The organism is Pseudomonas sp. PA-6-3C (assembly GCF_021605825.1).
Taxonomy (GTDB): Bacteria; Pseudomonadota; Gammaproteobacteria; order Pseudomonadales; family Pseudomonadaceae; genus Aquipseudomonas; species Aquipseudomonas edaphica.
Genome location: NZ_WKDV01000004.1, coordinates 62,288 through 84,168, shown reverse-complemented (window position 1 = coordinate 84,168; position 21,881 = coordinate 62,288). Strand labels below are relative to the sequence as shown.

Below are 21,881 nucleotides of genomic sequence, written 5' to 3'. Positions count from 1 at the left end.
GCTTATGGCTGCTGGCCTCATCGCAGGCAAGCCAGCTCCCACAGGAATACGCATTCCAACTGTGGGAGCTGGCTTGCCTGCGATAGCGTCTTCGAAAACGCCATCGAAAATAGCTAAAGAAACATCTCCCGCACCAACCCATGCCGCTGCATCTTTTCATTCAAGGTACGGCGCGGCAGTTGCAGCTCGGCCAACACCGCCTTGATATCGCCTTTGTGCCGCGTCAACGCAGCCTTGAGGCAATGCGCTTCGAACGCTTCCTGTTGCGCCGCCAGGGATTGCCCGGCCTCGACGCCTTCCGGCTCAGGTTCACCCAGGCCCAGCACTTGGCGTTCGGCGACGTTGGCCAGCTCGCGCACATTGCCCGGCCAGTCGTGGCTGAGCAGGCGCCCCAGTTGCGCGCCGCTCAACGGCTCGACGTTGCGGCCCAGGCGCTCGGCGGCGCTTTGGGCGAAGTGGTCGAACAACAGCGGGATATCTTCGCGGCGCTCACGCAACGGCGGCAGGCGCAGTTGTGCGACGTTCAAACGGTACGCCAGGTCTTCGCGAAACCGCCCGGCGCGGGCCTCTTCGAGCAAGTCGGGCTTGGTGGCGGCAATGATGCGCAAGTCCACATGGATACTTTGGTTGGAGCCCAGCCGCTCCAGTTTTTGCTCTTGCAGCACCCGCAACAATTTGACCTGCTGGGCCAGCGGCATGCTTTCGATTTCATCCAGGAACAGCGTGCCGCCGTGGGCATATTCCAGCTTGCCGATGCGCTTGCCCTGGGCGCCGGTGAACGCGCCGCTTTCGTGGCCGAACAGCTCGGCTTCAAACAGCTGCTCGGGGATGGCCGCGCAGTTGAGCGCGACAAACGGCTTTTTTGCCCGTGGGCCAAAATCATGCAGGCAACGGGCGACCAGTTCCTTGCCGCTGCCGGTTTCGCCACGGATCAGCACATTGACCGGCAAGCTGGCCAGGTCCAGCACTTGCCGGCGCAGGGTCTGCAAACCGCGAGACACGCCGAGCAGGCTCGATTCCAGCTGCGCCCGATGGTCGGCCTGTTGATGCAGGCGACGGTTCTCCAGGATCAACCCGCGTTTATCCAAGGCGCGGCGCAGGCTGTTGAGCAGTGCGTCCGGGCTGAAGGGTTTTTCCAGAAAGTCGTAGGCACCGTCGCGCATGGCTTCCACGGCCATCGGTACATCGCCATGGCCGGTGAGCAAGATCACCGGTAAGTCGGCGTCACGCCGCTGCACTTCGGCCAGCAGCTCCAGGCCGCTGAGGCCGGGCATGCGCACGTCGCTCAAAATGACGCCAGGAAAGTCTTTGGGCAGCTGTGCCAGGCATTCTTCGGCGCGACTGAACAACTGCACTTCGAATCCCGACAGGCTCAACCACTGCTCGACGGCGGTGCGAATACTCGCCTCGTCATCCACCACAATCACTGCGTTCAACATAGGTCGGGTGTCTCCAGCGCGATAGGCAAGGTCAGGGTAAATACCGCGCCGTCGCCACGGTTACCGGCGAGCAGGCGCCCACCCAGTTCATGCACGATGGCATAGGACACGGCCAACCCCAAGCCAAGGCCGTCGCCCACGGGTTTGGTGGTGAAAAATGGATCGAACACGCTGTTCAAATGGGCTTCGGCAATCCCGCCGCCGCTGTCGCTGACGCTCAGTTGCCACAGCTGTTGGTCGGCGTGCAGGCGGATTTCCAGGCGTTTGCGCGGTTTGTCGGCCATGGCGTCCAGCGCATTGCGTAGCAGGTTGATCAGCACTTGCTCCAGGCGGATTGCGTCACCGCGCACCCAGGCGGGGCGGCTCAGGTCCAGCACCACACCAATGCTTTCATCGCGCAGGCGGGCGTCGAGCAGGTGCAAGGATTGGTCGACCACCGTGGCCAAATCCAGCCGTTCGCGCAGGCCGCTGGGGCTCTTGCGGGCGAAGGTCTTAAGGTGGCTGGTGAGCGCCGCCATGCGCGTGAGCATGTCGTCCAGCGGGGTGAGCGCCTTATAGGCATCGTCCACGCGGCCGTGATCGAGCAGCAGGCGCAAGGTCGCCAATTGCATGCGCTGGGTGGTCAGCGGCTGATTGATCTCATGGGCGAGGGCAGCGGACATTTGCCCCAAGGCCGCCAGCTTGGCCGACTGCACCAGGCCATCCTGCGCGGTGCGCAATGCCTGGGTGCGTTCTTCGACAAGCTGTTCAAGCTCCTCGCGGCTGCGTTGGCGCAAACGGGCCAGGCGCCAGCGTTGGTTCAGGAACAGCAGCAGGAACACCAGCGCCAGCCATGAACCGGCGGCGGCAAGGCCAGCGTTGCGTTGGTCTTCAAAGGCGAATTGCGGTTTGCGCAGCAAGTGCAAGGTCCAGCCTTCGGCTTTCAGCGGCAGGGATTCCCAGATGTAATTGGCGTTGCCGTCGGGGCCGTTGACACGCATCAGATGGCTGTTTTCGTCAAAACGCTGCAATGTCTGGGTGTCCAGCGGCTGCAGCTGTTTTTTGTCGTATTGGCGAGTTGCCTTGAGTTCGGCAAGGTCGCTCGCCGACAACGGACGCAAGTTGCGGAAACGCCAGCCCGGCTGATTGGCGATAAACACGATGCCACGCGCATCGCTGACCAGCAGCAGGTCATTACCTTGGGCCCATTCGCGCTCAAGTTCGGGGAACTCCAGCTTCACCACCATGGCGCCGAGGAACTGTTCGTGCTCATCGACCACGGCGCTGGAGAGGAAATAACCCGGAATGCCGGTGGTCACCCCCACCGCATAAAAACGCCCGGTTCCCTGGCTCAAGGTCTGGCTGAAATACGGGCGAAACGCGTAGTTGTGCCCGACATAACTGCTGGGCAGGTTCCAGTTGCTGGCGGCCACGGCCAGACCGTTACGGTCCATCAATTCCAGAGTGGAAGACTGCGCGGCACCGTTGATGCGTTCCAGCTTGCGGTTGAGCAAGTCCTGGGTGGCGGTGTCCAGCGGGGCTTTAAGGGCGCTGATCATTTCCGAATCCAGCGCCAGTACGGCGGGCAGGGCACGGTAACGTTCAATCAGGGTATGCAGTGAGTTGGCATAGAGCGCCAGTTGTTGATTGGCGCGAGCGGCGTCATCCACCAAGGCCTGGCGTTCGGCATGGCGGGTGGCCAAGGCGGCGGCCAGCACGGCGCCGGCGATGATCAACAGCGAGTAGAAAGTCAGTCGCAGGGGGCGAGGGATCACGATCATACGGTGATGAACAGGCGCGGTAAGGGGCAAGCACCATAGCATGAGCCGCCGCAAACTTGTGGCACGTGGAATTTCTGTGGGAGCTGGCTTGCCTGCGATAGCTTCACCTCGGTGCAACTGAAAAACCGCGGTGAAGCCATCGCAGGCAAGCCAGCTCCCACATGACCGAGTTCGCCATAAAAAAGGCGACTGGGCCGTGGGGCCGCAGTCGCCTTTTTCCTTGCAGGGAAGTGCTTACTGCACTTCGACCGCCAGGCTTTCACTGATCTTCTTCTGCCAGATGGCAGGACCGGTGATGTGTACGGATTCGCCCTTGCTGTCCACCGCAACGGTGACCGGCATGTCTTTGACGTCGAACTCGTAGATCGCTTCCATGCCCAGTTCGGCAAATGCGACAACGCGCGACTTCTTGATGGCTTGCGCCACCAGGTAAGCTGCGCCGCCCACGGCCATCAGGTACACGGCCTTGTGGTCCTTGATCGCTTCGATCGCAGTCGGGCCGCGCTCGGATTTGCCGATCATGCCCAACAGGCCGGTTTGCTCGAGGATCTGACGGGTGAACTTGTCCATCCGCGTGGCCGTGGTCGGGCCAGCCGGGCCAACCACTTCTTCGCGCACCGGATCAACTGGGCCGACGTAGTAGATAAAGCGACCCTTGAGGTCCACCGGCAGGGTTTCGCCCTTGTTGAGCATCTCGACCATACGCTTGTGAGCAGCGTCGCGGCCGGTGAGCATCTTGCCGTTGAGCAACACGGTTTCGCCCGGCTTCCAGCTTTGTACTTCTTCCGGGGTCAGGGTGTCGAGGTTGACGCGGCGGGCCGACGGGCCGGCTTCCCAGACGATTTCCGGGTAGGCGTCCAGCGGTGGTGCTTCCAGCGATGCCGGGCCTGAACCATCGAGCACAAAGTGTGCATGACGGGTGGCGGCGCAGTTGGGGATCATGCACACCGGCAGCGAGGCTGCGTGGGTCGGGTAGTCCATGATTTTCACGTCGAGCACGGTGGTCAGGCCACCCAGGCCCTGGGCGCCGATGCCCAGTTGGTTGACCTTCTCGAACAACTCCAGGCGCATCTCTTCGATACGGTTCTGCGGGCCGCGCTTTTTCAGCTCGTGAATGTCGATGGACTCCATCAACACTTCCTTGGCCATTACCGCAGCTTTCTCGGCGGTGCCGCCGATGCCGATGCCGAGCATGCCCGGTGGGCACCAGCCGGCGCCCATGGTCGGAACGGTCTTGAGCACCCAGTCGACGATCGAGTCGGACGGGTTGAGCATGGCCATTTTCGACTTGTTCTCGGAACCGCCGCCCTTGGCTGCCACGTCCACTTCCACGGTGTTACCCGGGACGATGGAGTAGTGGATTACGGCCGGAGTGTTGTCCTTGGTGTTTTTACGCGCACCGGCCGGGTCGGCCAGGATGGAAGCACGCAGGACGTTCTCCGGCAGGTTGTAGGCGCGACGCACGCCTTCGTTGATCATGTCGTCCAGGCCCATGGTGGCGCCGTCCCAACGCACGTCCATGCCCACGCGCACGAACACGGTAACAATACCGGTGTCCTGGCAGATCGGGCGATGGCCGGTGGCGCACATGCGCGAGTTGATCAGGATCTGGGCGATGGAGTCACGGGCTGCCGGCGATTCTTCACGCAGGTAGGCTTCGTGCATGGCCTGGATGAAGTCAACGGGGTGGTAGTAGGAAATGAATTGCAGGGCGTCGGCAACGCTCTGAATCAGGTCGTCTTGCTTGATCACGGTCATGAGTCGCGCTCCTCTATAAGGGAACATTCAATAAAGGTGGCTTCAGTGTTGCATCGGTCGGCTGAAACCACCTTTCCAAGGCACGCCACAGTGGTGCAAGGCGCGACGCTAAAAAGGCGCGGCAGTATAACCCGACGCGGTGGCCGATACACCCGACTATGGTCAAACTGTCGCAGGCATGATTCCCTGTGCCGGTCCCTTCTGATTGAGCCTTTATATGCCTGAACTGCACGTCGGCGAACGCCACTGGTCGGTAGCCACCGGCAGCAACCTGCTGGATGCCTTGAATCTGGCGGGTGTGGCTGTGCCCTACAGTTGCCGGGCGGGCAGTTGCCATGCGTGCCTGGTGCGTTGCCGGGGTGAGGTCGATGATAAGCAACCCGATGCCCTGAGCCCGGCGCAGCGCCAGGACGGTTGGCGTTTGGCTTGCCAGTGTGAAGTTGTCGCAGATTTACAGGTTGAAGCATTTGACCCACTGCACGATGGTTTGCCCGCGCAAGTGGTGGGCGTCGACTGGTTGAGCCCCGAGGTACTGCGCCTGCGCCTGCAACCTGAACGTGGCTTGCGTTATCGGGCCGGGCAACATCTGGTGCTGTGGGCAGGTCAGGTAGCGCGCCCGTATTCGTTGGCCAGCTTGCCGCAGGAAGACCCGTTTTTGGAGTTTCACCTCGATTGCCGCCTGCCCGGCGAATTCAGCGATATTGCTCGGCAATTACAGGTGGGCGACAGCCTGCGCCTCGGCGAATTACGTGGCGGGGCACTGCAATACGATCCTGACTGGCAATCGCGGCCGCTGTGGCTGCTGGCATCCGGCACGGGGCTTGGGCCGTTATGGGGCGTGCTGCGCGAGGCACTGCGCCAGGATCACCAAGGCGCCATCCGCCTGATTCACCTGGCCCATGATGCCGATGGGCATTATCTGGCCGAACCCTTGGCGCAATTGGCCGCGCTGCACGCGAACCTGACTGTGGAACTGTGGACGGCGGCTGAGTCGGCCCAGGCATTGGCGCAACTGCGGCTTGTTTCGCGGCAAACTCTGGCCTTACTCTGCGGGCACCCCGCCAATGTCGAAGCGTTTTCCAAACGCCTGTTCCTGGCGGGGTTGCCGCGCAATCAACTGCTGGCTGATATGTTCCTGCCGCGTGGTTGAGCGCTGACTTTTCCAGCCGCGAGATTCGCCATGACCGACGCCATCCTGCTGCAACGCGAAGGCGGGCTGCTGACCCTGCAGCTCAATCGCCCCGACAAGAAAAACGCCCTGACCCGCGCCATGTACACCCAACTGGCCAAGGCGTTGGAGCAGGCTGATGCGGACTCAGGTATCCGTGCGGTGCTGATCCAGGGCAGCAATGAGTGTTTTACCGCCGGCAACGACATAGCCGACTTCCTCGAACAGCCGCCCGGTGATCTGGACAGCCCGCCGTTTCACTTCATGAAAAGCCTGCTCAACTGCCGCAAGCCGGTGATCGCGGCGGTGGCGGGTGCGGCGGTCGGCATCGGTACGACCCTGTTGCTGCATTGCGATCTCGTCTATATCAGTCGCGATGCGCGCTTGCGCATGCCTTTCGTCAACCTGGGGCTGTGCCCGGAGTTTGGCTCCAGCCTGATCCTGCCCCGGCTGCTGGGGCATGCGAAAGCGGCTGAACTGTTGCTGTTGGGCGAAGGCTTTACCGGCGAGCAGGCGGCGGCGTGGGGCATTGCTACTGAGGCGATGGGTAGCGGTGAAGCGGCGCTGGTCAAGGCGCGGGAAGTTGCGCAGCGCTTTGAAACCCTGGCGCCGGGAGCGGTGCAGGTCAGCAAACAGTTGATGAAAAGTGTCGACCGTGAACAGTTGCGGCAGGTGATTGAGGTCGAGGGGGCGTTGTTTGTGCAGCGTTTGAAGTCACCGGAGGCGATTGCGGCGTTGTCGGGGTTTATTGCCCGGCGTTGATGACGCCATCGCAGGCAAGCCAGCTCCCACATTGGAATGCGGTCAACTGTGGGAGCTGGCTTGCCTGCGATGAGGCCCTTTAATTCAACAGATCTCCAGGCCTTTAAATACAAAAAGCCCCGCCATTCACATGGCAGGGCTTTTGTTTTTTAGCGTGTCACTCAGAACTGCGGGTCGCCCACGTGCAGGATCTTCATGCCATTGGTGCCACCGGTGGTGTGGTAGCTGTCGCCCTTGGTCAGGATGACCCAGTCGCCTTTCTCTACGACGCCACGCTTGACCAGTTCGTCGATTGCCTTCTGGCTCACTTCGTTAGGGGCCAACGAAGCTGGATCGAACGGAATGGTGTACACGCCACGGAACAACGCTGCGCGGGCCTGGGCTTCGCGGTGCGGGGTGAACGCGTAGATCGGTACCGACGAACGGATACGCGACATGATCAGCGGGGTGTAGCCACTTTCGGTCAGGGCAATGATCGCCTTGACGCCCGGGAAGTGGTTGGCGGTGTACATGGCCGCCAGGGCGATGCTCTGGTCGCAGCTTTCGAACACTTTGCCGATGCGGTGGCTGGAGGTCTTGCTGGTCGGGTGCTTTTCGGCACCGACGCAGATACGCGCCATGGCCTGTACGGCTTCCAGCGGGTAAGGGCCGGCAGCACTTTCAGCCGAGAGCATCACGGCGTCGGTGTAGTCGAGCACGGCGTTGGCCACGTCGGACACTTCGGCACGGGTTGGCATCGGGTTCTGGATCATCGACTCCATCATCTGGGTCGCTACGATCACGGCCTTGTTGTGACGGCGTGCGTGCAGGATGATCTTCTTCTGGATACCGATCAGCTCGGCGTCACCGATTTCCACGCCCAGGTCGCCACGGGCAACCATCACAGCGTCGGATGCATTGATCAAGGCATCGAGGGTTTCGTCATCGGCCACGGCTTCGGCACGTTCGATCTTCGCCACCAGCCAGGCAGTACCGCCGGCTTCGTCGCGCAGCTTACGGGCGTATTCCATGTCGGCAGCGTCGCGCGGGAAGGACACGGCGAGGTAGTCCACTTCCATTTCGGCGGCGAGCTTGATGTCGGCCTTGTCTTTCTCAGTCAGGGCCGGCGCCGTCAGGCCACCGCCGCGACGGTTGATGCCTTTGTGATCGGACAACGGGCCACCGATGATCACGGTGCAGTTCAGCTCCGTCGAGGTGGCCGTGTCGACGCGCATCACCACGCGGCCGTCGTCCAGCAGCAGTTCGTCGCCGACGCCGCAGTCCTTGACCAGGTCCGGGTAGTCGATACCGACGACTTCCTGGTTGCCTTCGGTCAGCGAATGGCTGGTGGAGAAGGTGAACTTGTCACCGATCTTCAGCTCAATGCGCTTGTTGGCGAATTTGGCGATACGAATTTTCGGGCCTTGCAGGTCACCCAGCAGTGCCACAAAGCGGCCGTGCTTGGCGGCCAGGTCACGCACCAGCTTGGCGCGAGCCTTGTGCTCGTCCGGGGTGCCGTGGGAGAAGTTCAGACGGGCAACGTCCAAACCAGCCAGAATCAGCTGTTCGAGGACTTCCGGCGAGTTACTGGCCGGGCCAAGGGTGGCGACGATTTTGGTACGACGGACGGACATGCACAGACTCCTGAGTTCAAGCGCTGGGGAAGGCTACTATGCTCTTTGGTTGTAGTCATTGTTCGTTTGCACTACTTATCGAAGATTCGCTTGTTTTCGCTCCAATTGAATAGATGAACATCCTTGAAGATTTTCGACGCGGGGTCGATACACTGCTCAAGACAGGAGAACCCCCATGCGAATTTTGCTCATTGCTGCCCTGGCCGTCAGTGTTGTCGGCTGTACCCGCTGGTCGATGGACCATCATTTGAACAACGCTTACCGCGCCTATGGGGTGGGTGACTGCGAGCGTGTCACCCTGGAGTTGTCCCAGGTAGACCGCGAGAGCCGTACCCGTCGGTATGTGCAACCGGAAGTTTCGATGCTGCGCGGGCAATGCCTGGAGCGCCAGAAGCTGTTCGTCGATGCGGTGCAAACCTACCAGTTCATCATCAATCAGTACCCGTCCAGCGAGTACGCCTATCGTGCCCGTGCTCGGCTCGACACCCTGCAGCAACTGGGCCATTACTCCGGCGCGAGTGTCGCGCAGCCACGGCCCGCATCACTTTGATGATATTTGTCATTCCATAGCTGGCCCGTCGCCAGTCTTAAGCTATTCTTTGAATGTCTGTTTGTACAAGTTTATGTTCAATCGGATGGATTGCTTGGGATTGGCAGTTGTAAGGCGATCAAGCGCACGCTGGATTCGCACCAATTTCCAGGGAGAGCGAACATTCAGTGTTCGTTCCGAATAACTGGCGCGGCCACTGATCTGGCCAATGGATGGCGATTTCATCATGTTTACCGACCGAAGGATTGAGCGGCATCAGCTGTCTGGTTTCTTGAAAGTGTTCAACCGGCTGACGGATAAGCCTATTGGCTACTTGGGGAACGTGTCCGAAGATGGGCTGATGTTGATCAGCCAATTACCCATGATGGTTGACGTGGCGTTTGAACTGCGTTTGAAAATCCCTCTGGCAGACGGTGATTTCCAGGCAATTGACCTCACTGCGATGTGCTTGTGGAGCCACGAAGATGTCAACCCGCAGCACTATGACTCAGGGTTTCGCGTGGTCGAAGCGCCTGAGGCATACGGGCACTTGATAAGTGCCTTGTATCATTACTTCACCTTTGATCCTCTGCAGGCTTCCGCCTAGGCGTTGCGCGCTGTCGACCCGGCTCGGACGTGGTTAGCCGAGCTTGTGGTCGTGTGCTTGAGTCATAAAACACCGGCCTTTTTCCAGCCCAGATAGCGCGTCACCAGTGCAGCCCCCAGCCCCGAAGGTGGCGTATCCAGCACCGACAAACCGTGGGCACTCAAGCGCTCATGCAGATCGTTTCTCTTGTTGAGATAGTCGACAGTCCCGCAGTAGGCCAGCGCTTCAGGCAAGGTTTGAACCGGGGCCTGGCGCAGTTGGTCGAGTATGTCTTCGCGCAGGCTGGCGACCAGCACCCGATGTTGCCGGCTGATGCGCTTAACGGCTGCGAGTAACTCCTCATCATCTTCATCGCGAAGATTGGTCACCACGATCACTAATGCCCGACGTTTCTGTCGGGCCAGTAATTGGCTGGCGGCGGCTGCATAATCGGCAGTGCGTCGGGTGGTGTCGAGGTCGTAAACGGCATTGAGTAATACGTTCAGTTGGCCGCTGCCTTTGACGGGTGCCAGGTAGCGTGGCTGGTCACAGGCAAAGGTGCACAGACCCACCGCATCGCCTTGGCGCAAGGCGACGTAACTGAGTAACAGGCAGGCATTGAGGGCGTGGTCGAAGTGAGCGAGCTCCGCGTCCTGGCTGCGCATGCGCCGGCCGCAATCGAGCATGAACACTATCTGCTGGTCGCGTTCGTCCTGATATTCCCGGGCGATGGGCGTGCGCTGGCGCGCGGTGGCCTTCCAGTCGATCTGTCGCAGGCTGTCGCCTTCGCGAAACTCGCGCAACTGATGAAACTCCAGCCCCAACCCGCGTCGTGGGTGCTGGCGAACCCCTAATTGGCTCAACCAACTGTCCACGCCCAGCAGTTGTGCGCCGTACAAACGGGCAAAGTCAGGGTAGACCCGCGTTGTATCCCGGGCTGCAACAAAACGCCTCGCAGACCACAACCCGAAAGGGCTGGGCAGGTGAATCTCACTGCGACTGAAACTGAAGTGGCCGCGCCGCAAGGGCCGCACTCGATAGCCCAGTTCGCTTTGTTGGCCCGGGAGAAGCTCGACGGACTGCGGCATATTCTCCACGCTCAGGCCGTCAGGTGCGTGGTCGAATACCTGCACGGTCAGCGGCTGCGGGTAGTCATGTTCAAGGGTCAGGCGTACCTCACCCCAGCGGCCCAGGGCCAGGCTGCCGGGCATCTGCCGTTGCACCCGTGGGCAGGGAAGGCGCCGCAGGCGCAGGGCGTCCAGCAGTGCCAATAGAAACAGCGCCAGCAGCAGGCCCCACGCCACTGAATGCAGCGTGTCGGGCACTTTGAGCTGGAGCGCCGTAGCCGCGCCCAAGAGGATGTTCAAACCCGAGAGGACGCCGAGCCAGATCAGCAGCAGACGAGTTGGCTTCATGGTCGAGTCATTGCCGAGGTGCCGAAATCTGGTCCAGCAGTTGCTTGAGCACCTGATCCACTTCCAGCCCGTCAATGTCCAATTCGGGGGCAATACGCACGCGATGGCGCAGCACCGCCAAGGCGCAGCCCTTGATATCGTCCGGGGTAACAAACTCGCCGCCGCGTAGCAAGGCCCGGGCGCGGGCGCCGCGAACCAGGGCGATGGAGGCACGCGGGCCTGCACCGATGGTCAGCCCCGGCCAACTGCGAGTGGCGCGGGCCAGGCGCACGGCGTAGTCGAGTACTTGCTCATCCAGCGGCAGTTCGCTGGCAATTTGCTGCAACTGCAACACGTCCTCTGCCTGCAGCACCGTGCGCAGTGGCTGCACATCCAGCATGTCGGCCCTGGAGGAGCGGGTGACTTCGCGGACCATCTCCAGCTCCTGCTGCGCATCGGGGTAGTCCATGCGTACTTTGAGCATGAACCGGTCCAGCTCGGCCTCGGGCAGGGGGTACGTGCCTTCCTGTTCGATGGGGTTCTGGGTCGCCAGCACCATGAACGGTTGGCCAATGGGCAGCGCTTCGCCCTCGAGGGTGACTTGGCGTTCCTGCATGGCCTCAAGCAGGGCGGCCTGGGTCTTGGCGGGGGCGCGGTTGATTTCATCGGCCAGCAACAGGTGGGTGAACAGCGGCCCCTTGCGCAGCTTGAACTGCTCACTGTGCAGGTCGTACACCGCGTGGCCGGTGACATCGCTGGGCATCAGGTCCGGGGTGAACTGAATACGTGCAAAGTCGCCACCAAAACAGCGTGCCAACGCGCGAACCAACAGGGTTTTGCCTAGGCCCGGTACACCTTCGAGCAGTATGTGGCCACCTGCGATCAATGCGGTCAGCACGTCGTCGATCACCTGGTCCTGGCCAATCACCGCCTTACGCAGTTCAACACGCAGAGCCTGTGCCTGCTGGCTGGCCTTTTGAAGGCTTTCGGCAGTCGGGGCGGTGTCTGATGGAAATTCGCTCATAGGGCATTCCTGAGGGTTTGCAGGCTCGCCACCTGACGGCTGAAATCGGCGCTGGTGAGCCGTTTTGCCGGGAGTGGGTCGAGGGCCTGGCGGATGACGTGGGAGGGTTGGCGCGTCAGGCGTTCGAGGACCTGCCATTGTTCGTCGCTGTCGAGGTGTTCAAAGCCTGGGTGGCGTCGTCGTGCAGCCCGCTGGATATCACGCTGCAAGGCGTGCAGCAGCGTGCCTTGGCCACTGCGGCGCAGCAGGAAGTCGGCACTGGCCTTCAAATGTTCCTGTAACTGGCGACGTGCCTTTGGCGCGGGCGCCTGGGTCGGCCCCTGGCGCATGCCGGCGTGCCAGAGTGCCAGGGCAATCAGTGCGCAGAGCGCCACTAACGCCTGGGGGAAGTTGCGCATTAGCAGGGTGAGCAGATCGTCTACGTCGCTGTTGAACAGCAGTGTTACATCCGTCCCCCGGTTGAGATACCACAACAGCCAGGCGTTATCGTGTTTGCCGATGCCTGGGGTTTTCCACAAGTCGCTGTCGGTTACAACCGTTACGGTGCCTTGACCGAAGTTGCGTTGCATCAAATGGCTGGACTTGCCGCTGTTGGCGGAGAACTGCGCCAGGTGTCTGGGGTCGGTGAGGTTGAAGTCGGTATCGAAGCTGAAATAGGCCGGGGCGGTCTCATTGTCGACGTAGAGCTTGGTCAGGTCCGGTACTTTCTTTTTGCGTGGGGAAGCAGGCTCGTCAAGGCCCTCGCTGAGTGTCTGGTGGAAGCCCAGCTGATCCAGCAGCAGGTCGCCGCTTTTACCGGTTTCCTCATCCCAAAGCGCTTCGGCAACCAGCAGCAAATGGCCACCGGATTTTGCCCAGTCCAGCAGTTGCTCAGCCTGGCGCGGGGTCATGTTGCTGCGCTCGCCCAGCAATACCAGGCTATGCCCCTTGGCTGGCTGGTCGGCCAGGTGCTCAAGGCTGTTGGCGTGTTCCACGGCCAGGCCCTGCTGGCGCAGGAAGTATTCAGCCGCCAGGTAGGGGTTGGCGATGGCTTGTGGCGATGGGCCGCGATCGACTATTTCGTCGTAGGGGGTCGCCTTGTGCCAAACATAAAGCCCACCTGCTCCAAGCACACAGGCCAGCAGCAGGCCGACCCACAGCATGGGGCGGTTCATTGGGCGGCTCCCGTACTGAACAGGGCGCGCCAATCGCGGCACAGTTGCTGTTGTACCAAAGCCGGCGGCAGGCGGTGGCCATAGGCGAGGTTTTGCCAGTGGTGTGTCAGTGCATCACTGAAGGCCAGTAGTTGTGGCTGTTGCAGTTGGTGGATGCGCTCCAGGACCTGGCCTTCGGTATCGGCGCTTTTCAGGGGCAGGTTGAAGTCGTGCAGCAGTCGGTTGAGCAGGCCGCGATACAGCAGGCCGAGAGCTTCCCTGGGGTGGGTGGACCACAGCTGTTCGGCGGTGCTGGCAATGTCGTCAGGCAAGGTCTCGCTGCCCAACGCCAGGCCGAACAATTGTGCAGGGGCCGCTTTGGCGGTTTTGGCTTTGGCTGGCCCGCGTCGACTGACGAAGGTGTGCAGCCACTCCCGATAGCGCCAGACAACTAGCGCGAGGCCAGTCGCCAGCAGGCCCCAGAGCAGTACCTCCAGGCCGAGGGCGGCGTTTTTGAAGGTATTGCTGTTGAATCCGTCCAGTAGCGCCTGAAGCCAGGCCGGAAGTTTACCGTCACCCTTTACCTTGTGTTGCGCGGCGTTTTTTTCGTCGCCAAAACGGTAGCGAGTGACGGTTTCCGGGTGCTTGAACGGGGGGCTGTCCAGCAGCGCCTTGATCGATTGGCTGGCGGCCTGGGTGGTGACTTGTTTGGCCGGTCCGGGCTCGTCCGCCATGACGGGGCGGCTGAATGGCACGAGCATCAGCCCAGCCACCAGCAGCAACGTTGCGACGCTGCTCAGGCGTTGGCGTAATCGGCGGAACACCAGTTCAAGGTCCCAGGCTTCCAGCACGGTGCGGCGGTTGAGGTACAGGCTGAAGCCGCAAGCGACATAAATGGGCTCCCAGAACACCAGAATCAGTGCGTAGAAGGCGTTACTCAAATGCTCCAGCCACAACCCTTCCGAGCCGCTTGCCAGTGCCAGCCGTTGCCAGTCCCAATCGAGTTCCAGTTGCTGCGGGATGAACAGGTAAAACAGTGCCATGCAACCGAACCACAGGCCGATTTCCATATGCACGCCAATGGTGGTCAGCCAGCGTGCGGCGCCGGCGTTGCGTTGCAGCAGCACCCCCAGGCGTATTTGACGGGCATTGCCATCCAGGCCTTCAAGCTGGCTCACCGGCATCACAAAGCTGCGGCTCAGGCTCAGTCGCCTCCAGGTCAGGCTGGCCAGCAGTTGGCCTTTGAGCAGGCGCGGCCACTGGCGCACAGCCTGCTTGAGGCTGGGTGTCTCGCCAAACAAGGCCTTGGAGAGGATGTACAGTGGCAAGCGGTCAAAGGCCGGTTTTAACCACCAGAACACAAACATGGCCATGGACGGGTATCGCCACAGCAGCACGGTCAGCAAAATGAATATCGGCAACGTCACCATTGCCCAACTGCTCATTAACAGCAGTCGATGTTCCTGGGCCATCAGTACGCCCAGGTCCATGGCTTCCCAGGAGGTGCGGGGCCGAATTACCACGCTGGCCTCACTCAGGCGCATGGTGAGTACGTCCAGCAAGCGTGAGGTAGGCGGCAACCAGCAGCCACAGCCCGGCGCCCGTTGAGTATTTGATCCAGGGCGCGATCGTGGTGGAGGAAGACCAATAGGCTTCAATAAACGCCGCGATCAGCAGCAATAGCATGACGCCGCAGAGCATCCGCACGCTTGTGCGTGCCGCCAGCCGCAGGGATTCGCCGCGTGTCAGGTGCCCCGGAGCAATCACCGCCCAGCCCAATTGCAAGCCGGCAGCCCCGGCCAGTGCGATGGCGGTCAGTTCGAAAGCACCGTGGCCGATGACAAACGACCAGAAGGTCTGGCCATAGCCGATCTCGGTGAGATGGCCGGAAATGGCGCCGATGATCAGGCCATTGAAAATCAGAAAGAACACGCTGCCCAGGCCGAACAGCAAACCGGCGGCAAAGGTCTGGAAGGCAATCCCGATGTTGTGCATCACGTAGTAGCCAAACATCATCCAGTCCTCACTGGACGCGCGGTCGGCAGCACGCCCCAGGTGGCCAGCATCCGGGTCATACATGCTGTGCATTTCGGCGACCTGCGCGGGGCTCACGATGCTGTAGATAAGGTCTGGAAACAGGTAGACCAGCAACGCAACGCCCACCAGGCTGCCGAAGAACAGCACGCCGGCGATTAACACGAAACGCCATTGTTCGCGCACCAGGCGCGGGAAGCCCGCCAGGATGAAACCCAGTACATTCGCGCCCAATTGGCTGCGGTGGCGATACAACTGCTGGTGGCCCCGCAGCGCCAGTTGTTGCAGGGGATCTATCAGATAGCTGCTGTAGCCACGCTCCTGGGCCAGGGCGAGGTGCTGGCACAGGCGTCGATAATGGTGGGGGAAGTCAGACATATCGCTGGCCTTGGCCTTGCCTTGCTCCAACTGTATGAGTTGTGCGGTGAAGGCTTGCCACTGCGGCTGATGGCGGCTCTCGAACAGGCTCTGCTTCATGCTGGCCCCACTAAGCCGCGCGCCACGCCATTGAGTTGTTCTACCGCGCGAGCCGGCGATACGTGTAACGGCGTTGCCAGGATGGACGCCAGTTCGTGCACCCGATCGGCGGACAACTCACTTTGGCGTTCAGCGAAACCCAGTATGGCGCGTTGTTCGCTCAGCTCCAGCGTGAAGGGCAGGCGCAGGGCGGCGGCTTGAGGCACCTTGGGGCGCGCCAGTGGCTGTTCGCGGTAGACCACCAGGGTGCCCGCAGCGAGGTCGCCGAGCCGTTTGAAGTGAGGGTGTTGCAGGCAACTGATGGCGCCGAGGAAGTAGCCCAAAGGCAGCATGTCGACAAAGCGCAGCAGGTTGCGGATGAGTGAAGCTGGCCAGCCAATGGGTGTGCCGTCGTCCTGAATGACGCGCAAGCCCATGACCTGCTTGCCCGGAGAGCAGCCCTGGTTAAGGACTTCGAACAGCACCATGTACCACCAACTAATCAGGAACAGCAGCAGCGAGCCCAAGCCAATACCGATATTGCCAAGCAACGCCAGCGGCACGAGCAGGATACCCATGATCAGGCCGCGCAGTCCCAGGTCGAAAGCAAAAGCCAGTGCGCGTGGCATCAGGCCGGCCGGGCGCAAGGGCAAGTCTATGCCCTCGGGGGTCTCGATCGGGTAGTGGGTATCCAATGGAACTGATGGCATCGCGATCCTTGGCAGTGCGGGCGGCTTGAAGACACGGATGCTAGCAGTGTCGACGGTGGAAGCAACCTTTCAAGGTTTTGCTGGATGTTTGTACAGTAATCTATCGCTGGCCCCGAGTGCCTTGCAGCGCCTAGACTTTGTCGATCTTCAGCACAGGAACAGCCCGTGACTACCATTTTCTGGTACGACTATGAAACTACCGGCATCAACCCCCGCAGCGATCGCCCGTTGCAGGTTGCCGGTATTCGTACCGACCTCGAGCTCAACGAGGTCGGCCCGCCGGTCAACCTTTATTGCCAGCCAAGCGACGATATCCTGCCGCACCCGGCTGCCTGCGCCATAACCGGTATCACCCCTGGCATTCTGGCGGAAAAAGGCCTGGCCGAAGCCGACTTCATGACCCGCGTGCACGCCGAGCTGGCCGTGCCTGGAACCTGTGGTGCCGGTTACAACACGTTGCGCTTTGACGATGAAATGACGCGCTACAGCCTGTACCGCAACTTTTTTGACCCGTATGCCCGTGAGTGGCAGGGGGGCAATAGTCGTTGGGACTTGATCGATGTGGTTCGCACGGCTTACGCACTGCGCCCCGAAGGCATTGAGTGGCCGCAGCAGGACGGGCGTGTCACCCTCAAGCTGGAGCGTTTGACCCAAGCCAATGGCATCGACCACGGCCATGCTCACGATGCCCTGTCTGACGTGCGAGCCACCATAGCCCTGGCGCGGCTGATCCGCGACAAGCAGCCAAAGTTGTATGACTGGCTGTTTCAACTGCGCAGCAAGCAGCGGGTGATGGATCAGATCCGCCTGTTGCAGCCCATGGTGCATATTTCCGGGCGTTTCTCCGCCGAGCGTCATTACCTGGGTGTGGTACTGCCCCTGGCCTGGCACCCGCGCAATCGCAATGCGTTGATTGTCTGTGACCTTGGTCTCGACCCGCAGGGTTTGCTCGACCTGGACGCCGAAACCTTACGCCAGCGGCTTTACACGCGCCGTGATGAGTTGGCGCAAGGTGAGTTGCCAGTGCCGCTCAAGTTGTTGCATATCAACCGCTGCCCGGTGGTCGCGCCATTGAATGTGCTGCGCGCACAGGATCGCGAACGCCTGAACTTCGATATGGACGTGTGCCAGGCGCGGGCGCTGCGACTAACTGACGCACAGGAAGTTTGGCGCGACAAGTTGGCAGCCATTTATGCCGAGGAAGACTTTGCACCGAGCACAGACCCGGAGCAGCAGCTCTATGACGGTTTTATCGGTGACCGCGACCGACGGTTATGCGAACAAGTCCGTGTGGCTGAACCGTCACAGTTGGCACGTCAGCAGTGGCCTTTCGATGATCATCGATTGCCGGAATTATTATTCCGTTACCGTGCGCGTAACTTTCCTGACACCTTGGACAACGATGAGCAACAACGCTGGAAACTTTTCTGTCAGCAACGTTTGTCGAGCCCGGAGTGGGGCGCACCCAATACCCTGTTGGCATTTAAGCAGGCACGTGAGGAGTTGGCTGTTAGTGCTACAGCGTTTCAGCGCCAGGTGCTCGATGAATGGCAAGAGTATGCCGACTCTTTAGCCGCTCGCCTGGGCCTGTAGTCAGGCACTTGCAAAATATTCGGACAATAAAAAACGCCAGCAAGCTGGCGTTTTTTATTGTGTTGCATATCAGGCAGAAGCCCGATCAGGCTTAGCCCAGCAGGGTAGCCCAACCTTCTACCACGTCGCCGCCCCACTTGGCTTTCCACTCTTTCAGAGTCTTGTGGTTGCCACCTTTGGTTTCAATCACTTCGCCGTTGTGCGGGTTTTTGTACTGCTTGACCTTGCGAGCACGCTTGGTGCCGGTAGTTTTCACAGCGCCACGTGGTGCTTTAACTTTGGATTCCGGATCCAGCAGCGCGATGATGTCACGCAGGGATTTGGAGTACTCACCCATCAGGGTGCGCAGTTTGCCTTCGAATTCCAGCTCGGTTTGCAGCTTGTCGTCTTGTGACAGGTTCTTCAAACGGGCTTGCAGTTCTTTGATAGCTTCTTCGGTGGCGCGGTATTCGTTGATCAGGGACATGTGGACTACCTTATGTAGAGCGCTGATTGACAGTGAGTGGCCTAATAATAGTCAGGCAATTTCCCCAAGTAAACATTTAAGAAGGCATTTATGTGAATTACGTTGAATGTTTGTGGCAATGCTATGCAATCGAGTTAATTAATAGGTGGTAGGTGTAAAAATAATTCTGTTTATTTTGCATAACTGTCTGAGCCTCGGGTGGGCGTTCATATAGCGGCGGTAAAACCTTACGCTATTAAGGGGTGTCGCCAGGACCGGGCGACAGAATAAGGTGCAAGGAGTACTGCAGTTTTTCTGCGTAATCGCTAGAATGGCGGCCTTTGCGAAGTTCTGGAGTTTCCCCCTAATGCGCACTTTTCGGCTGGTGATTGCTTGCCCGGACCGGGTTGGTATCGTTGCCAAAGTCAGTAACTTTCTGGCCTCCCACAACGGCTGGATCACCGAGGCGAGCCATCACTCGGACGATCTCAGTGGTTGGTTTTTCATGCGTCATGAGATACGTGCCGACACGCTGCCCTTCGGCCTCGAAGCATTTCGCGAGGCGTTTGCGCCGATCGCTGAAGAGTTTTCGATGACCTGGCATATCACCGACACCGAGCAGAAAAAACGTGTCGTGCTGATGGCCAGCCGTGAATCCCACTGCCTGGCCGACTTGCTGCACCGTTGGCACAGCGATGAGCTGGACTGTGAGATCGCCTGTGTAATTTCCAACCATGATGACCTGCGCAGCATGGTCGAATGGCATGGCATCCCGTACTACCACGTGCCGGTCAACCCACAGGACAAGGAACCGGCATTCGCCGAAGTCTCCCGCCTGGTCAAGCAGCACGAAGCCGATGTAGTCGTGCTGGCGCGTTACATGCAAATCCTGCCGCCGGAACTGTGCAGCGAATATGCCGGTCGAGTGATCAACATTCACCACAGCTTCCTGCCATCGTTTGTGGGTGCCAAGCCGTATCACCAGGCCTCCCTGCGCGGTGTGAAGTTGATTGGCGCAACGTGCCACTATGTCACCGAGGAGCTCGACGCCGGCCCGATCATCGAGCAGGACGTAGTGCGCGTCAGCCACAGCGACAGCATTGAAGACATGGTGCGTTTCGGCCGTGACGTCGAGAAGATGGTGCTGGCCCGTGGCCTGCGTTACCACTTGGAAGATCGCGTGCTGGTACACGGCAACAAGACTGTGGTGTTCTGACAGCCGCGTTTAAGTTGAAGAAAAAAGGGCCTGGGCGTTAAATCGTCCCAGGCCCTTTTTTTGTCCGCCATGAAGGATTAAGCGATGAGCGATCCACTCGATAAAGCCACCTCCAAGGCCCCAGCGACGCTGGGCGAAGGGTGTTTGAGCCGTTTTGACCCGGATGACCTGGACGCGGAGGACGGCACCGAGTTTCCCGGTGCCGCCGAGCTGTGGCGGCAGGAACACACTAAAACCGATCCCGAGCAAGCCTAGCGGTCCGCCGCCTTAACGCTCGGCGGGCGCAGGGATCAGATCCGGAAGCTGCCCACCAGCTGTTTCAAGCGTGCGGCCTGTTGTTCCAGGTCGGTACAGGCGCGCAGGGTTGATTGCAGGTTTTCCACACCTTCCTGGTTGAGGGTGTTGATCTCGGTGATGTCCATGTTGATCGACTCCACCACCGAAGTCTGTTCCTCGGTGGCGGTGGCCACGGACTGGTTCATCCCGTCGATCTCGCCAATGCGTTGGGTCACGCTGTTGAGACGCTCGCCGGCCAGGTTGGCGATCTCGACGCTCTCCAGGCTATGGCGTTGGCTTTCACTCATGGTGCTGACCGAATCCCGGGCGCCGACCTGCAACTCTTCAATCATCTTTTGCACTTGTTGCGCCGATTCCTGAGTGCGATGTGCCAGGTTGCGCACCTCATCGGCCACCACCGCAAACCCGCGACCAGCTTCACCTGCACGTGCCGCTTCGATGGCGGCGTTCAGCGCCAGCAGGTTGGTTTGCTGGGAGATGCTGGTGATCACCTCCAGAATCTGCCCGATGTTCACGGTCTTGCTGTTGAGCGCTTCGATATTGCTGCTGGAGGCGCTGATCATCTCGGACAGTTGGTTCATTGCCTTGATATTACGCTCGACCACTTGCTGGCCGTCCTCGGCCAAGTGCCGGGCATCGCTGGCCTGATGGGAAGCCTGGGCGGCGTTACGTGCAATTTCTTGCGCAGCAGCGCCCAGTTCGTTGATGGCGGCGGCCACGCTGTTGGTGCGGTTGGCCTGCTCGTCAGAGTTGACCATCGACGAGTTGGAAGCGCTGACCACTCGCAGGGCCACTTCATTGACCTGCTCGGTGGCCGAGGACACTTCGCGAATCGAGGTGTGAATGCGCTCCACGAAGCGATTGAAAGCATTACCCAGCGTGCCGAACTCGTCGTGATTCTGGATGTTCAGGCGGCGGGTCAGGTCACCTTCGCCATCGGCGATGTCCTGCATGGCGCGGGTCATCACGTGCAGGGGTTGCAGCAGCACTCGGATCAGCATGCCGAGCAGCGCGATGATGATCACAACCGCAATGATCGTGGCGATAACGGCCGAGGTGCGAAATTTGCTGAGCATGGCGAAGGATTTATCTTTATCCACCGAAATACCCAGGTACCAGTTCACCGACGGCAGGCCTTTGATGGGGGTGAAGGTCACGATGTTGTCTTTGCCATTGGCTTCGACTTCGCTGAAATCACCACTAATCTTCGGGGTGTTTTTCGGGTACATGTCGGCCAGCGTCTTCATCACCAGGTTCTTGTCCGGGTGCACCAGCACTTTGCCGTCAGCGCTGACCAGGAACGCGTAGCCCATGCCGCCGAAGTTCAGCGCGCCGATGTTATCCACCAGCGTTTGCAGGCTCAGGTCGCCGCCGACCACGCCGATGCTTTGCCCCGCCTTGGCGCTGGGGGTAGCGACGGAAATGATCAACTGGCCGGTCGCTGCGTCGATGTAAGGTTCGGTCAGGGTTGAGCCGTTACTGCTTTGGGCGCCTTTGTACCAAGGGCGCACCCGTGGGTCGAAACCGTCCGGCATCTTGGTGTCGGGGCGGATGGTGAAGGCGCCTTTGCTGTCGCCCACGTAGGTGGCCATGAACGAGGATGTCAGGGTTTTCTGCTCGAGCAGGCCAGCAACTACGGCGGGTTCAGGGTTGATCGCGATGTTCTGTGCAGCGTTTTCGACCAGGGCAATACGCCCGGTGAGCCAGGTTTGAATGTTGCTGGCGGTGACATCGCCCATTTCATGCAGGTAATTATTGAGGTCGTCGCGAATCGCGTTGCGTTGCAGGTAGTCGTTGTAGAGGGTAAACAGTGCAAAAGCGGCGATGACGATAAGGGAGGCTGCAAGCAGGATTTTGTGGCTGAAGCGCAGGTTTTTATTCATGGCTTGTAGGGTCCGCTAAGGTCTTAATATCCGAAGCGCGTCCTTGTAGGATGCGCAAAATGACAGCGTCAAAAAAGGTGT

19 protein-coding genes and 1 pseudogene are annotated in these 21,881 nt (G+C 60.2%); 7 read left to right on the top strand and 13 right to left on the bottom strand.

Going from position 1 to position 21,881, the window contains the following annotated elements; genetic code table 11:
- Positions 1 to 113: 113 nt before the first annotated feature.
- From GIW48_RS04680 to GIW48_RS04670, 3 genes are all read right to left on the bottom strand, one after another.
- A complete protein-coding gene (locus GIW48_RS04680) occupies positions 114 to 1,439 on the bottom strand; it encodes a sigma-54-dependent transcriptional regulator (protein WP_099549377.1) in 1,326 nt (441 codons plus the stop codon).
- The gene (locus GIW48_RS04675; protein ID WP_017139779.1) at positions 1,433 to 3,199 is read right to left on the bottom strand and encodes an ATP-binding protein; all 1,767 of its coding nucleotides are present in this window, start codon (positions 3,197 to 3,199) and stop codon (positions 1,433 to 1,435) included. Before GIW48_RS04675 ends, GIW48_RS04680 begins: the two co-directional genes overlap by 7 nt.
- 234 nt (positions 3,200 to 3,433) lie before the next feature.
- Complete coding sequence (locus tag GIW48_RS04670) at positions 3,434 to 4,957, bottom strand: fumarate hydratase (RefSeq protein WP_010208051.1); 1,524 nt, start codon at positions 4,955 to 4,957, stop codon at positions 3,434 to 3,436.
- Between the two features lie 217 nt (positions 4,958 to 5,174).
- On the opposite strand from GIW48_RS04670, the gene GIW48_RS04665 reads away from it, so the two are divergent.
- Entirely contained in the window at positions 5,175 to 6,107 is a 933-nt protein-coding gene (locus tag GIW48_RS04665; RefSeq protein WP_170039915.1) for an iron-sulfur-binding ferredoxin reductase, read from the top strand.
- Between the two features lie 30 nt (positions 6,108 to 6,137).
- Positions 6,138 to 6,887, top strand: coding sequence for an enoyl-CoA hydratase-related protein (locus GIW48_RS04660; RefSeq protein WP_170039913.1), 750 nt, complete (start codon positions 6,138 to 6,140; stop codon positions 6,885 to 6,887).
- Positions 6,888 to 7,048: 161 nt separating this feature from the next.
- Here GIW48_RS04660 and pyk read toward each other — a convergent pair whose 3' ends face one another.
- Entirely contained in the window at positions 7,049 to 8,500 is a 1,452-nt protein-coding gene (pyk, locus tag GIW48_RS04655) for a pyruvate kinase (protein WP_017139781.1), read from the bottom strand.
- 175 nt (positions 8,501 to 8,675) lie between these two features.
- On the opposite strand from pyk, the gene GIW48_RS04650 reads away from it, so the two are divergent.
- Together GIW48_RS04650 and GIW48_RS04645 are read left to right on the top strand one after the other, a co-directional pair.
- Complete coding sequence (locus GIW48_RS04650) at positions 8,676 to 9,050, top strand: tetratricopeptide repeat protein (protein ID WP_017139782.1); 375 nt, start codon at positions 8,676 to 8,678, stop codon at positions 9,048 to 9,050.
- Positions 9,051 to 9,276: 226 nt separating this feature from the next.
- Complete coding sequence (locus GIW48_RS04645; RefSeq protein ID WP_026013902.1) at positions 9,277 to 9,636, top strand: PilZ domain-containing protein; 360 nt, start codon at positions 9,277 to 9,279, stop codon at positions 9,634 to 9,636.
- A 62-nt stretch (positions 9,637 to 9,698) separates the two neighbouring features.
- Here GIW48_RS04645 and GIW48_RS04640 read toward each other — a convergent pair whose 3' ends face one another.
- Genes GIW48_RS04640 through GIW48_RS04615 form a run of 6 tightly spaced genes read right to left on the bottom strand, consistent with a single transcriptional unit; the run spans position 9,699 to position 16,366 of the window.
- Entirely contained in the window at positions 9,699 to 11,030 is a 1,332-nt protein-coding gene (locus GIW48_RS04640; RefSeq protein WP_170039911.1) for a DUF58 domain-containing protein, read from the bottom strand.
- A gap of 7 nt (positions 11,031 to 11,037) precedes the next feature.
- Entirely contained in the window at positions 11,038 to 12,033 is a 996-nt protein-coding gene (locus tag GIW48_RS04635; protein WP_017139785.1) for an AAA family ATPase, read from the bottom strand.
- A complete protein-coding gene (locus tag GIW48_RS04630) occupies positions 12,030 to 13,187 on the bottom strand; it encodes a DUF4350 domain-containing protein (protein ID WP_236460393.1) in 1,158 nt (385 codons plus the stop codon). Before GIW48_RS04630 ends, GIW48_RS04635 begins: the two co-directional genes overlap by 4 nt.
- Positions 13,184 to 14,710: a DUF4129 domain-containing protein gene (locus tag GIW48_RS04625; RefSeq protein ID WP_169985153.1), complete on the bottom strand. Its 1,527-nt coding sequence runs from the start codon at positions 14,708 to 14,710 to the stop codon at positions 13,184 to 13,186. The genes GIW48_RS04630 and GIW48_RS04625 overlap by 4 nt, the downstream gene beginning before the upstream one ends.
- Positions 14,697 to 15,677, bottom strand: a complete 981-nt coding sequence (locus GIW48_RS04620; RefSeq protein WP_236460392.1) for a stage II sporulation protein M — start codon at positions 15,675 to 15,677, stop codon at positions 14,697 to 14,699. Before GIW48_RS04620 ends, GIW48_RS04625 begins: the two co-directional genes overlap by 14 nt.
- Positions 15,674 to 16,366: an RDD family protein gene (locus GIW48_RS04615; protein WP_017139789.1), complete on the bottom strand. Its 693-nt coding sequence runs from the start codon at positions 16,364 to 16,366 to the stop codon at positions 15,674 to 15,676. The genes GIW48_RS04620 and GIW48_RS04615 overlap by 4 nt, the downstream gene beginning before the upstream one ends.
- A gap of 165 nt (positions 16,367 to 16,531) precedes the next feature.
- On the opposite strand from GIW48_RS04615, the gene sbcB reads away from it, so the two are divergent.
- Positions 16,532 to 17,959: an exodeoxyribonuclease I gene (sbcB, locus tag GIW48_RS04610; protein ID WP_017139790.1), complete on the top strand. Its 1,428-nt coding sequence runs from the start codon at positions 16,532 to 16,534 to the stop codon at positions 17,957 to 17,959.
- 91 nt (positions 17,960 to 18,050) lie between these two features.
- Here the strand turns inward: sbcB and mvaT are convergent, their stop codons facing one another.
- Positions 18,051 to 18,425: a histone-like nucleoid-structuring protein MvaT gene (gene mvaT, locus GIW48_RS04605; RefSeq protein WP_005790963.1), complete on the bottom strand. Its 375-nt coding sequence runs from the start codon at positions 18,423 to 18,425 to the stop codon at positions 18,051 to 18,053.
- 346 nt (positions 18,426 to 18,771) lie between these two features.
- Between mvaT and purU the strand changes: the two genes are divergently transcribed.
- Together purU and GIW48_RS04595 are read left to right on the top strand one after the other, a co-directional pair.
- Positions 18,772 to 19,620, top strand: coding sequence for a formyltetrahydrofolate deformylase (gene purU / locus GIW48_RS04600; RefSeq protein WP_017139791.1), 849 nt, complete (start codon positions 18,772 to 18,774; stop codon positions 19,618 to 19,620).
- An 84-nt stretch (positions 19,621 to 19,704) separates the two neighbouring features.
- Complete coding sequence (locus tag GIW48_RS04595) at positions 19,705 to 19,875, top strand: hypothetical protein (protein ID WP_017139792.1); 171 nt, start codon at positions 19,705 to 19,707, stop codon at positions 19,873 to 19,875.
- A gap of 35 nt (positions 19,876 to 19,910) precedes the next feature.
- Here the strand turns inward: GIW48_RS04595 and GIW48_RS29835 are convergent, their stop codons facing one another.
- Together GIW48_RS29835 and GIW48_RS29830 are read right to left on the bottom strand one after the other, a co-directional pair.
- A complete protein-coding gene (locus GIW48_RS29835) occupies positions 19,911 to 20,675 on the bottom strand; it encodes a methyl-accepting chemotaxis protein (protein ID WP_370589484.1) in 765 nt (254 codons plus the stop codon).
- A gap of 93 nt (positions 20,676 to 20,768) precedes the next feature.
- A pseudogene (locus GIW48_RS29830) lies at positions 20,769 to 21,800 on the bottom strand (HAMP domain-containing protein); the annotation flags it as partial.
- Between the last annotated feature and the right edge of the window lie 81 nt (positions 21,801 to 21,881).

Coding starts and splice junctions, on each gene's coding strand:
- GIW48_RS04680 (WP_099549377.1), bottom strand. CDS start 1,439: ATGTTGAACGCAGTGATTGTGGTGGATGACGAGGCGAGTATTCGCACC.
- GIW48_RS04675 (WP_017139779.1), bottom strand. CDS start 3,199: ATGATCGTGATCCCTCGCCCCCTGCGACTGACTTTCTACTCGCTGTTG.
- GIW48_RS04670 (WP_010208051.1), bottom strand. CDS start 4,957: ATGACCGTGATCAAGCAAGACGACCTGATTCAGAGCGTTGCCGACGCC.
- GIW48_RS04665 (WP_170039915.1), top strand. CDS start 5,175: ATGCCTGAACTGCACGTCGGCGAACGCCACTGGTCGGTAGCCACCGGC.
- GIW48_RS04660 (WP_170039913.1), top strand. CDS start 6,138: ATGACCGACGCCATCCTGCTGCAACGCGAAGGCGGGCTGCTGACCCTG.
- pyk (WP_017139781.1), bottom strand. CDS start 8,500: ATGTCCGTCCGTCGTACCAAAATCGTCGCCACCCTTGGCCCGGCCAGT.
- GIW48_RS04650 (WP_017139782.1), top strand. CDS start 8,676: ATGCGAATTTTGCTCATTGCTGCCCTGGCCGTCAGTGTTGTCGGCTGT.
- GIW48_RS04645 (WP_026013902.1), top strand. CDS start 9,277: ATGTTTACCGACCGAAGGATTGAGCGGCATCAGCTGTCTGGTTTCTTG.
- GIW48_RS04640 (WP_170039911.1), bottom strand. CDS start 11,030: ATGAAGCCAACTCGTCTGCTGCTGATCTGGCTCGGCGTCCTCTCGGGT.
- GIW48_RS04635 (WP_017139785.1), bottom strand. CDS start 12,033: ATGAGCGAATTTCCATCAGACACCGCCCCGACTGCCGAAAGCCTTCAA.
- GIW48_RS04630 (WP_236460393.1), bottom strand. CDS start 13,187: ATGAACCGCCCCATGCTGTGGGTCGGCCTGCTGCTGGCCTGTGTGCTT.
- GIW48_RS04625 (WP_169985153.1), bottom strand. CDS start 14,710: ATGCGCCTGAGTGAGGCCAGCGTGGTAATTCGGCCCCGCACCTCCTGG.
- GIW48_RS04620 (WP_236460392.1), bottom strand. CDS start 15,677: ATGAAGCAGAGCCTGTTCGAGAGCCGCCATCAGCCGCAGTGGCAAGCC.
- GIW48_RS04615 (WP_017139789.1), bottom strand. CDS start 16,366: ATGCCATCAGTTCCATTGGATACCCACTACCCGATCGAGACCCCCGAG.
- mvaT (WP_005790963.1), bottom strand. CDS start 18,425: ATGTCCCTGATCAACGAATACCGCGCCACCGAAGAAGCTATCAAAGAA.
- purU (WP_017139791.1), top strand. CDS start 18,772: ATGCGCACTTTTCGGCTGGTGATTGCTTGCCCGGACCGGGTTGGTATC.
- GIW48_RS04595 (WP_017139792.1), top strand. CDS start 19,705: ATGAGCGATCCACTCGATAAAGCCACCTCCAAGGCCCCAGCGACGCTG.
- GIW48_RS29835 (WP_370589484.1), bottom strand. CDS start 20,675: ATGGTCAACTCTGACGAGCAGGCCAACCGCACCAACAGCGTGGCCGCC.